This is a genomic window from Gilliamella apicola (assembly GCF_003202655.1).
GTDB lineage: Bacteria > Pseudomonadota > Gammaproteobacteria > Enterobacterales > Orbaceae > Gilliamella > Gilliamella apicola_R.
In genome coordinates, this window is sequence record NZ_QGLR01000004.1 from 205,026 (window position 1) to 217,375 (window position 12,350).

At 33.9% G+C, this 12,350-nt stretch carries 12 protein-coding genes; 8 read left to right on the forward strand and 4 right to left on the reverse strand.

From position 1 onward, the window contains the following. The first annotated feature begins 294 nt into the window (after positions 1 to 294). Both nrdD and nrdG read left to right on the forward strand, forming a co-directional pair. A complete protein-coding gene (gene nrdD / locus DKK70_RS01920) occupies positions 295 to 2,430 on the forward strand; it encodes an anaerobic ribonucleoside-triphosphate reductase (protein WP_110432495.1) in 2,136 nt (711 codons plus the stop codon). 17 nt (positions 2,431 to 2,447) lie between these two features. Continuing rightward, positions 2,448 to 2,912, forward strand: a complete 465-nt coding sequence (nrdG, locus tag DKK70_RS01925; protein WP_110432496.1) for an anaerobic ribonucleoside-triphosphate reductase-activating protein — start codon at positions 2,448 to 2,450, stop codon at positions 2,910 to 2,912. 2 nt (positions 2,913 to 2,914) lie between these two features. Here the strand turns inward: nrdG and can are convergent, their stop codons facing one another. The 4 genes from can to DKK70_RS01945 form a co-directional block, all read right to left on the reverse strand. Then, a complete protein-coding gene (can, locus tag DKK70_RS01930) occupies positions 2,915 to 3,574 on the reverse strand; it encodes a carbonate dehydratase (protein WP_110432497.1) in 660 nt (219 codons plus the stop codon). 56 nt (positions 3,575 to 3,630) lie between these two features. Then, complete coding sequence (locus tag DKK70_RS01935) at positions 3,631 to 4,689, reverse strand: FAD-binding protein (RefSeq protein WP_110432498.1); 1,059 nt, start codon at positions 4,687 to 4,689, stop codon at positions 3,631 to 3,633. Positions 4,690 to 4,828: 139 nt separating this feature from the next. Beyond that, positions 4,829 to 5,860, reverse strand: a complete 1,032-nt coding sequence (locus tag DKK70_RS01940) for a CobW family GTP-binding protein (protein ID WP_219999650.1) — start codon at positions 5,858 to 5,860, stop codon at positions 4,829 to 4,831. A 17-nt stretch (positions 5,861 to 5,877) separates the two neighbouring features. After that, on the reverse strand, positions 5,878 to 6,075 hold the full coding sequence (locus DKK70_RS01945) for a YbdD/YjiX family protein (protein ID WP_034883017.1): 198 nt from the start codon (positions 6,073 to 6,075) through the stop codon (positions 5,878 to 5,880). 305 nt (positions 6,076 to 6,380) lie between these two features. Here DKK70_RS01945 and murA point away from each other — a divergent pair, with 305 nt between their 5' ends. From murA to DKK70_RS01975, 6 genes are all read left to right on the forward strand, one after another. Continuing rightward, positions 6,381 to 7,634, forward strand: coding sequence for a UDP-N-acetylglucosamine 1-carboxyvinyltransferase (murA, locus tag DKK70_RS01950; protein WP_110432499.1), 1,254 nt, complete (start codon positions 6,381 to 6,383; stop codon positions 7,632 to 7,634). Between the two features lie 52 nt (positions 7,635 to 7,686). Beyond that, complete coding sequence (locus tag DKK70_RS01955) at positions 7,687 to 8,262, forward strand: DJ-1 family glyoxalase III (RefSeq protein ID WP_110432500.1); 576 nt, start codon at positions 7,687 to 7,689, stop codon at positions 8,260 to 8,262. A gap of 11 nt (positions 8,263 to 8,273) precedes the next feature. Next, positions 8,274 to 9,170, forward strand: coding sequence for a cation diffusion facilitator family transporter (locus DKK70_RS01960; RefSeq protein ID WP_110432501.1), 897 nt, complete (start codon positions 8,274 to 8,276; stop codon positions 9,168 to 9,170). 94 nt (positions 9,171 to 9,264) lie between these two features. Beyond that, positions 9,265 to 10,227 (forward strand): 6-phosphofructokinase, encoded by a 963-nt coding sequence (pfkA, locus tag DKK70_RS01965; RefSeq protein WP_110432502.1) that lies wholly within the window; start codon positions 9,265 to 9,267, stop codon positions 10,225 to 10,227. A gap of 173 nt (positions 10,228 to 10,400) precedes the next feature. Continuing rightward, positions 10,401 to 10,664: a GNAT family N-acetyltransferase gene (locus DKK70_RS01970; RefSeq protein ID WP_375334957.1), complete on the forward strand. Its 264-nt coding sequence runs from the start codon at positions 10,401 to 10,403 to the stop codon at positions 10,662 to 10,664. Between the two features lie 107 nt (positions 10,665 to 10,771). After that, a complete protein-coding gene (locus DKK70_RS01975; protein WP_181415886.1) occupies positions 10,772 to 11,881 on the forward strand; it encodes an acyltransferase family protein in 1,110 nt (369 codons plus the stop codon). Positions 11,882 to 12,350 lie beyond the last annotated feature (469 nt).

The following is a 12,350-nucleotide window of genomic DNA, read 5'->3' on the forward strand; positions in this document are numbered from 1 at the left end:
CTCTTTTTAGCCAAATTTATCGACGTTAATTTTTCGGGAAAACTTGCGGTTATTGGTGTTGGCCTTGTCAAGTAAATTTATTTTTTAAAAAACTAGAAAAACACAATATATGGTGTATAATTCACGCATATTTACTACATATAGTGTTTTCATTGGCAATGTGAAAATCCGACTTTATATCGAAAAGCCCATATTTCAATAAAAAATCAATAGCTTTGAATAATACAAAAACTATTAAGGTTGATATAAAAATCATGCTGAGCGCTAACTATTAATGAATATCGAGGAGTATATATGCCCGTAGTAATCAAACGTGATGGCTGTCAAACTGCATTTAATGAGAATCGCATTAAAGATGCTATTATAAGAGCGGCTGTTGCGGCCAATGTTGATGATCCAGATTATTGTGCTGCTGTTGCTCGCGTTGTTACCAATCAAATGAAGGATCGGGACAGTGTTGATATTAATGAAATTCAAGATATGGTGGAAAATCAGCTCATGTCAGGGCCTTATAAAAAATTGGCCAGAGCTTATATTGAATATCGACATGATCGTGATCGTGCCCGTGAAGAACGTAGCCGTTTGAACCAAGATATTCGCGGTTTAATCGAACAAAGTAACGTCGCCATTTTGAACGAGAATGCCAATAAAGATAGTAAAGTTATTCCAACTCAACGTGATCTACTAGCGGGTATTGTTGCTCGGCATTATGCTAAACAATATTTATTACCTAAAGATATTTCTCATGCTCATGATTGTGGTGAAATTCATTATCATGATCTTGATTATGCGCCATTTTTCCCAATGTTCAATTGTATGTTAATTGATTTAGATGGGATGTTAACCAATGGATTTAAAATGGGTAATGCTGAAATTGAACCGCCAAAATCTATTGCCACTGCAACCGCGGTAACCGCTCAAATTATTGCGCAAGTAGCCAGCCATATTTATGGCGGTACCACCATAAATCGAATTGATGAAATTTTAGCAAAATTTGTGACTATCAGTTATCAAAAACATAAAAAAGTTGCCGAAGAATGGAATATTCCAAATCCTGAAGCTTATGCAGAAAGCCGTACCCAAAAAGAGTGTTATGATGCATTTCAATCTCTAGAGTATGAAGTTAATACACTTCATACCGCTAATGGACAAACTCCTTTTGTTACTTTTGGTTTTGGTTTAGGAACCAGTTGGGAATCACGATTAATTCAAGAATCGATTTTAAAAGTGCGTATAAAAGGTTTAGGGAAAAATCATAAAACAGCGGTATTCCCGAAATTGGTTTTTGCTATTAAAGATGGTATTAATCACAAACAAGGTGATGCTAATTATGACATTAAACAGTTAGCGTTAGAGTGTGCGAGTAAACGTATGTATCCGGATATTTTAAACTACGATAAAGTTGTTGAAGTAACCGGATCATTCAAAACACCAATGGGATGTCGAAGCTTTTTAGGTGTTTATGAAGAAGATGGCCAACAAATTCATGATGGGCGTAACAATTTAGGGGTAATAAGCCTCAATTTACCTCGTATTGCAATTGAAGCTAAAGGTGATGAAGCCCGTTTCTGGGAAATTTTAGATAAACGTTTAAACCTTTGTAAAAAAGCATTAATGACGCGTATTGCTCGTCTTGATGGTGTAAAAGCACGTGTTGCGCCGATTTTATATATGGAAGGCGCATGTGGTGTTCGATTAAAAGAAGATGATAATGTTTCTGAAATCTTTAAAAATGGTCGCGCATCAATTTCATTAGGTTATATTGGTTTACATGAAACATTAAATGCACTTTATGGTAACCAAACTCACCCATTTGATAGCGAAACTTTACGTAAAAAAGGTGTGGCAATCGTTGAACACTTAGCCAAAGCTGTCGATCAATGGAAAAAAGAGACTGGCTATGGATTTAGCTTATATAGTACTCCAAGTGAAAATTTATGTGACCGATTCTGCCGTTTAGATACAGCCGAATTTGGTATTATTCCTGGAGTAACTGATAAAGGTTACTATACTAATAGTTTCCACCTTGATGTTGAGAAAAAGGTTAATCCATATGAAAAAATTGAATTTGAAAAACCTTACCCAGCAGTAGCGAGTGGTGGATTCATCTGTTATGGTGAGTATCCTAACATGATTAATAATGTTAAGGCATTAGAAGATGTATGGGATTATAGTTATGCCCGTGTACCTTATTATGGTACCAATACCCCGATTGACGAATGTTATGAATGTGGTTACACCGGTGAGTTCTCCTGTACTAGCAAGGGTTTTGTTTGCCCTAGTTGTGGTAATCATGATTCGTCGAAAGTTTCTGTTACTCGCCGTGTTTGTGGATATTTAGGTAGTCCTGATGCTCGTCCATTTAATGCTGGTAAGCAAGAGGAAGTAAAACGTCGGGTTAAACATTTGGATAATGGTCAAATAGGTTAATCAATAATTTTGTCATCATGAATTATCATCGTTATTATCCTGTGGATGTCGTTAATGGCGAAGGGACTCGTTGTACACTTTTTGTAGCAGGCTGTGTACATCAATGTCCTGGCTGTTATAACAAAAGTACATGGGGAATAAACTCTGGTAAGCCATTTACACAATCACTTGAAGATCAAATTATTAAAGATTTACAAGATACCGAAATAAAACGCCAAGGATTATCACTTTCTGGTGGTGATCCTTTACACCCTCAAAATGTCTCAGCTATTTTAAAACTGGTTAAACGAGTTAAAACTGAATGCACTAATAAAGATATTTGGTTATGGACAGGTTATAAACTTGATGAATTAACCGATGATCAGCAAGCGGTAATTCCTTATATTGATGTATTAATTGATGGAAAATTTGTCCAAGAACTGGCCGATCCTAAACTAGTATGGCGCGGAAGCAGTAATCAAATAATCCATCGTTTCAAATGAATTTACTGTAATTTGTGCAGATTTAATAGATAAGAAATCGCTTCACGATAGTTGATTTCAAGGTTTTCACGACTTGATGATGTAATGTGTAAATCAGTAATCTTGCCATTATCGATCCCATAAACCCAACCATGCAAATTGACTTTTTGACCACGTTGCCATGCCGATTGAATGATTGTGGAATGTCCTAAGTTATAGATCTGCTCAATTACATTAAGTTCACATAAAATATCCATTCTAATATCAGCAGGGAATTTGCCAAGTAAAGAACTGTTACGAAACCATAAATCTCGAATATGAAGCAGCCAATTATTAATTAAACCTAAATCAGGATTTTCAACCGCAGCACGAATGCCACCACAATCTAAATGGCCACAAACAATAATTTCTTCGATTTTAAGTACATCAACTGCATATTGAACAACCGAAAGGCAATTTAGGTCCGTATGAATTACTTGGTTGCCAACATTTCGGTGAACAAACATTTCTCCAGGTTTTAATTTAATCAATTTTTCTGCAGGAACCCTGCTATCAGAACAACCAATCCATAAAAATTTAGGATTTTGTGCAATAGCTAGTTGTTTAAAAAATTCAGGATCTTCCTGTTCAATTTTTTCTGACCATTCATGGTTAAAACGAATTAAATCACTTACATCAAACATATATCTATTCCTTATTATATTTAGTTGTGTTAATAATGTTTGTTAATTTTGTATAGCTAAATTGTTTTTACATGCTTAATCTTACTTTTCATTATTAACTTTCGCCATAATGGGGTAGTAAGAATTTTGGCTTTGATTATTTTACTATAGAGCTTTAAACGTAAAGGTATGGTTTTTTGGTAATAATGTTTGTTTGGTTTGGCTATGCCACTATTTAATACTTTGCTTAAAATCTCAGCACTATCAAGTGCATAACTGATTCCTTCTAACGAACTTGCGCTAATGAAGCCAGCGGCTTCACCGATTAGAAAAATATTTTCATTGCCGGTATAAAAATCTCGGAAGCGATTTGGATAAATCACAAGACATTTTTCCGTTTTTAACGGTTCTCCAAAAATAAAACCTTGCTTAGTTAACTTTTGTTGTAGTAATTCAAAATTTTGATTAGCGGTTTTTTTCGGGAACGCACCGCCAAAAATGAAATATCCATCTTTAGAAATGCTCCATGCATAGCAATTAGTCGATTGATTATCAAAAATACAAGAATAAAAAGGACGTTGATGTTTTTCAGCAAACCATTGTTGAATGGCTACATATTGCCTGATGGAATGATGCGGATAGCGCATGCGTCTAACAACTGAGTTAGCACCATCGGCACCAACTACATATTTAGCGGTTATTTTATGCTCTACGTCATATTCATCAGTATAAGTGACTTGATATCCATCGATGACTCTTCTAATTTCTTTGCATAACGTGTTATGTAAAACGTTAACATTGTTTGGAATCAGTGATTTTAACCATAAATCGAATTTATGCCGATCAAAGCTGACATAACTGCGCTGATAATTACGAATTAGTTTAGTTTGAAGATCAATTGTTTTAACACTAAAAATTTGCGGTTCAGTTAATATATCGGCAGGTAAATTTAACTTTTGACGCACAAAGGCTTTTTGGGCATCGTTAGCTAATAAACCACCACAAGGTTTATGAAAGCCTTCATTACCCGTTTGATGTTTTTTATCCAATGCAATAATTTTAAAAGAGGAATTAAGTAAACGTGCAAGTGTACTACCAGCAGGTCCAAGTCCAATGATTGCAATATCGTAGTCCATATTTTTGTGTTGTATGTTTTAACAGGTTGAAAACCGCTCATTCTATCATATTTGATAAAAAGGCAGTTAATAGTAAAATTGATGATTTATCACATTTTATTAAAATGTTTGAAAAAAAGAGGTCACCGCAGCTAACTAATTAACTGGCGGTAGTTTGCAAAAATGCCTTGTTTAATTCCTCAAATGGTAATGTACGGCTGATCACCACTAAGCGAGATATTTTTTCCGAAGCTTGTTGCCAAGGAGAACCATAATCAAAACCGACAATTTTATGAACACCTTGAACGATTAATCTTTGGTTATTATCTTGAATTGCAAGAATGCCTTTATAGCGCAGCATATCATTGCCGTATTTTTCAACCAAATTTTCCATAAATGAACCTATTTTTTTTAAATCAAGTTCTCCTGCTTCAAAATAATAAGAACAGATATCATCATTCCAAGATAAGGTTTGATAGGGAATTGTTTTAAATTTAGTTTCTAATTGTTTTGTTGGATCAACGATAAAAAAACCTTTATTAAGAACTAACTCTTCATCTAAATCAAAGGCATGAATATCTAACCATTGTGATTTGGCAATTTTCCCGTTAATCGCTTGATAGATAGCTGCTTTACTATTGATTTTTTGAAGGCGATTTATAATTTCAATTTGTTGTTGTTCAGTTATACAATCAGTTTTAGATAAAATAATTCGATCAGCAAAGCCTATTTGAGAAACAGCAACTCGATGTTCATTTAAATGCTGCAAAATATGCTGACAATCAACAATAGTAATAATCGCATCAAGTCTAATGGTTTGTCTAATTAGCTCATCAATAAAAAAAGTTTGAATAATTGGTGCTGGGTCAGCGAGTCCAGTGGTTTCGATAATAAGCCTATCAAATTGCAATTTACCTGCTTGCCTTTCTGCATATAATTGATGAAGGGCCTTGGTCAATTCTCCTTGCACTGTACAACAAATGCAGCCATTAGTCATTTCAACCACTTGGATATTATGATTTGGTATAAGTAAGTTGCTATCGAGGTTTACCGAGCCAAATTCATTTTCAATAATCATTATTTTTTCATGGTGATTATTTTCGAGCAGGTAATTGATGAGAGTGGTTTTCCCTGAACCCAGAAATCCGGTTAATAAAGTGACAGGTAATAATGATGTAATATCTTGAGTCATACATTATCTCTTTATATTTAACAACACTTAAAGCCACCTTTGCCACTATAACGAGCATCTTGTCGTTCTTTAAAAAACTCTTCATAAGTCATAGGAGTCTGTTCAGGATGGGTCAGTTTCATATGTTGAACATAAGTATCGTAATCGGGAATCCCAACCATAAGCTTGGCAGCTTGGCCTAAATATTTTCCTGCTTTAGCGATTGAGTCAAACATACTTCTCTCTTTTATTAAATATTAAACAAATCAGTTAGGATGAATTTGATTTTTAACCAGATGATATTTTGAAAATATCCATCTCACTATAAATGCCGATGTGAAACGAGTCAATCTTTGATTAACAATAATTTTAATCTAGTTTGTTAAATTAAAATTAAGATAAAAAAGAGCAATATTAAATAATTGCAATTGTTCTGGGTGATAGTAAAGATAATTCGATCATTATGTTTTAATAAAATTCATTTATCTATTAGTAAATAACTTCTATAATGTTGCCCATTTGAAATGAATAAGAGTTAATAATGGAAAAGTTTCATGTTACAGGCCCGACTTCTTTAAACGGAGAAGTTGTTATTTCTGGCGCTAAAAATGCGGCGCTACCCATTTTATTTGCTGCGATTTTGGCTGAAAAACCAGTCGAATTACAAAATGTTCCTAAATTAAAAGATATCGATACTACACTGGAACTGCTTGCGCAATTGGGCGTGAAATACCAACGTAATGGCTCTATTCATCTTGATGCTGGACAGATTAATAACTATTGTGCACCGTATGAACTGGTTAAAACTATGCGGGCTTCAATTTGGGCTTTAGGTCCGTTAGTTGCGCGATTTGGTCAAGGTCAGGTCTCATTGCCAGGAGGATGTGCGATAGGTGCAAGGCCAGTTGATTTGCATATTACTGGTTTACAACAGTTGGGCGCAACAATTACTTTAGATGAAGGTTATGTTAAAGCGTCAGTTGACGGTCGTTTAAAAGGCGCTCATATTGTAATGGATAAGGTTAGTGTTGGTGCAACAGTCACTATTATGTGTGCTGCAACGTTAGCTGAAGGTAAAACGATAATTGAAAATGCAGCGTGTGAGCCAGAAATTGTTGATACAGCAAAATTTTTAAATATGCTAGGTGCTAAAATTAGCGGGGCTGGTACTATGCGTATTGAAATTGAAGGCGTTACTAATCTTGGAGGTGGCGTACACGAAGTGGTTTCTGATCGCATTGAAACAGGAACCTTTTTGGTTGCTGCTGCTATTTCACGCGGTAAAATAACTTGCCGTAAAACAGATCCCAATTTACTTGATGCCGTATTATCAAAATTGAAAGAAGCCGGTGCTAATATTGAAATAGGTGAAGATTGGATTTGCTTAGATATGCAAAATAAACGCCCTAAAGCTGTCAATATTCACACTGCTCCTCATCCGGGCTTTCCAACTGATATGCAAGCCCAGTTTTCATTATTAAACATGGTGGCAGAAGGAACAGGAATTATTAAAGAAACGATTTTTGAAAATCGTTTTATGCATGTGCCTGAACTTATTCGTATGGGGGCTCATGGTGAAATTGAAGGTAATACATTGATTACTCACGGAGTTGAAAAACTTAGCGGTACTCAAGTAATGGCAACAGATTTACGTGCTTCTGCAAGTTTAGTTCTAGCCGGATGCATAGCCGAAGGTTCAACAATTGTTGATCGTATTTACCATATTGATCGTGGTTATGATAATATTGAAGACAAATTGAGAAAATTAGGCGCAAATATCGAACGTGTAAAATAGTGCCGTGTTTAACGTTATTTAAATATAGTTAACAGCTAGAACGGAGTGTAATATGACAAAGCAAGCATTAGTTTTCTTATCAAATGGCTGTGAGGAAACCGAAGCGGTTACAACTATTGATCTATTAACACGAGCTGGAATTAAAGTTACCTACGCCAGTATCACTGAAGATAAAAAAGTTGAATGTTCTCGTGGTGTTACTATTTTAGCCCAAAAAACATTTTCAGAAGTTGACAATCTTGATTTTGATGTGATTATTTTACCTGGTGGATTAATTGGTGCAGAAAACTTTCGAGATTCGCAACAATTAATCAAAAAATTAAAACAAGCACATCAAGCTGGGGTTGTCATTGCTGCTATTTGTGCAACACCAGCAATGGTTTTCCAACATCACAATTTATTCCCAAATGCTTATATGACTGGTTATCCAACGACCAAAGATACAATTAAAAATTGGAAATCGGATAGAGCTTATTTTGATGCTCAATATAAACTTATCACCAGTCAAGGTCCTGGAACTTCTATTGATTTTGCCTTAAAAATAATTGACGTTCTGTTAGATAAAAAGGCCGCGGCTGAAGTAGCTGCACAATTGGTGCTTCCACAAGGGATAAAATCCTACCAATAAATAGGTAACAAATGTCAAAATCGCATTTGTACGAAAAATTAATTAAAAAGGCAACATTATGTGCCGTTTTAATTTCTGTTTTCCTTATTATTATCAAATTACTTACCTGCTGGTTTACAGGCTCAATGAGTTTATTTGCCTCGCTTTTAGATTCGAGTATTGATTTGCTGGCATCTGGGCTTAACTTCTTCTTAGTTCGTTATGCATTGAAACCAGCTGATGATGATCATACTTTTGGTCACGGAAAAGCCGAATCGTTAGCCGCATTAGCGCAAAGTACCTTTATTATCGGTTCAGCGACCATTTTGTTACTTTCTAGTATCAAATCAATTATTCATCCTACTATGATAAAGTCACCTTTATTAGGTATTAGCGTATCTATCATTTCGGTTATTGTGACAGGTATATTAGTTTTATATCAAAAGCATGTTATAAAAGAGACAAGTAGCAAAGCGATAGAAGCAGATATGTTACATTACTCTTCAGATATGTTTATGAACATTGCGGTTATTATGGCGCTATTTTTAAGTTGGTATGGGATCTCTTATGCTGACGCCTGCTTTGCATTTTTTATTGCGTTATATATTTTTTATAATGCTTGTAAAATAGCTTATAGTGCAATTCAAGACTTGTTAGATAAAGCTTTACCAGAAAGTGATAATCAGAAAATCAGTGGTATTGTTTCCTCTTATGCAAATGTGCGTGGTTTCCATGATTTGAAGACTAGACAAGCCGGGCCAGTAAAATTTATACAATTACATCTTGAATTAGATGATGACATGCCTTTAATCAAAGCCCATGCAGTTGCGGATGCAATTGAAAAACATATCTCTCGAGAATTTGCCCCGGCAACAGTGATTATCCATCAAGATCCTGTTTCTGTTGTTCCCCTAGAAATGAAGCAGTAGAAAAACTATTCAAAATAGCTCCTAAACTTTATATTGTTAGTTAATAATTATGACTTTATAATAGCCAAAGGTTTATAAATTGGAGTTATTTTTTATGATAAAAAAAATAGGTATTTTAACCAGTGGTGGTGATGCCCCAGGGATGAATGCAGCTATTCGTGGCGTTGTGAGAACCGCGTTAACTGAAGGTCTAGAGGTTTTCGGTATCTATGATGGTTATTTGGGACTTTGTGAAGATCACATTGTTAAGTTAGATCGCGCTAGTGTTTCAGATATTATCACCCGCGGTGGGACATTTTTAGGATCAGCGAGGTTTCCTGAATTCAAAGATCAAGAAGTTAGAAAAAAAGGGATCGCGAATTTAAAGAAACATCAAATTGATGCCTTAGTGGTTATTGGTGGTGATGGTTCATATATGGGAGCTATGCGATTAACTGAAGAAGGTTTTCCATGCATAGGTTTACCTGGCACCATTGATAATGACATTCGTGGAACTGACTATACTATTGGTTATTTCACTGCATTAAGCACAGTTGTTGAATCTATAGATAGATTAAGAGACACTTGTTCTTCACATCATCGAATTTCTGTGATTGAGATCATGGGCCGTGATTGCGGTGATTTGACATTAAGTGCATCAGTGGCTGGTGGTTGTGAATTTATGATCATCCCTGAAGTTTCTTATACTAAAGAAGACTTAATTGAAGAGATAAAATTAGGTTTTGAGAAAGGTAAAAAACATGCAATTGTGACTGTTACGGAGCATATGTGTGATGTAAACCAATTAGCGAAGGATATTGAAGCAGCTGTTCATCATGAAACTCGAGCAACAATTCTGGGGCATGTACAACGCGGTGGTTCGCCTGTGCCTTATGACCGAATTTTAGGTTCGCGAATGGGTGCTTATGCTGTTGAATTACTTATTAATGGTCATGCTGGACGTTGTGTTGGTATCCAAAATGGTAAATTAGTGCATCATGATATTATTGATGCTATCAATAATATGAAAAGACCATTTGATATGGATCTTTACAATACTGCGAAACGTTTATTCTAATAATTGCACTATTGATAATCTAATAAGATGTGAATAATTGGTAATACTATGCTTTGAACTCGGTTTATCTATTGTTCACATTATTAATTTTATAAAAAACTTTAAAATCGAATAATTTCAAAGGTAATTTCTTCTTATTTTTAACGAATTTCGCTAAAAAATCATACCAATTATTGAGGGATTTTATGACATTACAGTATAAGCAAGATAACGAGCGTTTCTATGTGTGTAATGATAATAATCAAGAAATAGCTGAAATGACGTTTACTCGAATTGGCCAAGATAAAGCAACCATTAATCATACTTATACCGATCCTAATTATCGTGGACAAGGAATTGCAGATAAGTTACTTGAGCTTGTGGTAAAAGTATTAATGCAAGAAAAACGCGAAATTATACCTTTATGTTCTTTTGCTGCTAGTAAATTAGCTAATTAATTGAGTTCATATCGTATAAGTGTTTGTAATTTATCCATAAATATGTCAAGCAATATTTTCAGTGATTTATAAAATAATACTAGTTTTTATCTAATGATTTTATGCTAATGTATAACAAATTTTTTTGTTATATTTTGATAACTGAAATGACAACAGTAAGACCCCAAAAAATTCATTCTATTCATTTATTACGTGGTGTAGCCATTATCATGATTGTTTTTAGCCATTGTTTAGGTGTATTTAAAAATAGTCATTTAATAGCTAATAGTTATTTATTTTCTTTTTTAAATTTATTTGCTTTTAATTTCACAACCTTCTTCGTGTTAATTGCAGGTTTTTTATTTCAGCATTTAACGTATAAATATGATGTAAAAGGATATTATTTATCTAAATTTAAAACGGTAGTATGCCCTTATATTTCTGTATCAATATTTTGTTTTTTATATTTCCATTACCAATACTTGTCCAGATTACCTGTTTTCTCGCTAACCGAGCCTAGCTCTAGTATGTCAATTGTTAAAATGATGTTGACCGGAACCCAGCTTTTACCACTGTGGTTTATGCCGATGATTATCATTATTTTTGCAATTAGTCCTTTATTGTATAAATGGTCAAAAAAGAGTTTGATTGTCATTGGGTTAGTTTCGATGTTTTGGGTGGTAATGTTCACTAAACCTGATTATAAACAACCATTATTAAATTTATTGCATTATGGACCGGTATATTTAACCGGCATGATGATAAAACAGAATTATGAAAAAATTATGAAACTAGTTAAAGAAAATTTGGCTCTAGTTATATTTTTCTTTGGTTTATGTCTTTTTATTCCATTTGCTTATCGTTATGTTGATTATCTTGGTGTTGAAAGACTTTATTACGATACATTACAAAAAATTATTTTATTTATTTTAGCGCTTTACTTTTTAGATGGTTTGAACCATAGAAATAATGAAGGTGGAATATATAAGTTTTTTTCATATCTGGCTAATGTCAGTTTTCCAATCTACTTTATTCACCAAATTATAGTATTATTTTTAGAACAGCGATTAATTAACTCTTCTTTTGGTTACATCATTAAAACAGATAATGGTCAATTGGCGTCTGTCGGTGCCATAAGCTTTTTAATCTGTACGTTGACTATAAGTATTTTTATTGCCAATACCATTAAATTTGTATTTAAAGATAAAGCAAAATATTTAATTGGTGGTAATCGTTAATTTCTCAATAGTAATAGCTGTACGTTTTTTAGGTAAAAATTTAAGTTTTTTATGGTTGAAAGTATCAATAAATGTGACAGACATCAAAGTTTTGTTTTTTTTAATGTTTATAATAGGATATCTTTCTTTATTACATATATATTAACAATGTTATTGAACAAATAAAAAACAAACGGAATTTTAAGTGTTATTTTTTACTTGCCAAAAAAAATGAAGCGCCTATAATGCGCATCCACTGACACGGCGTCAGCGATAAGCAGACAAAACTAGTGTTAGTGAGCAAGGTCAAAAATTTTTAAAAAAGATCTTGACGAATGAAAAAGTGTAGCGTAATATACGCAGCCCTTGAGACAGCAAACTAAAACAAGAAATTGTGAAGTTAATTAATAAGCTGTCAGCTCTTTAAAAAGAAGAAACAGACAATCTGTGTGGGCACTTGCGAGACGAAAAATTAAAAGTCTACGGACTA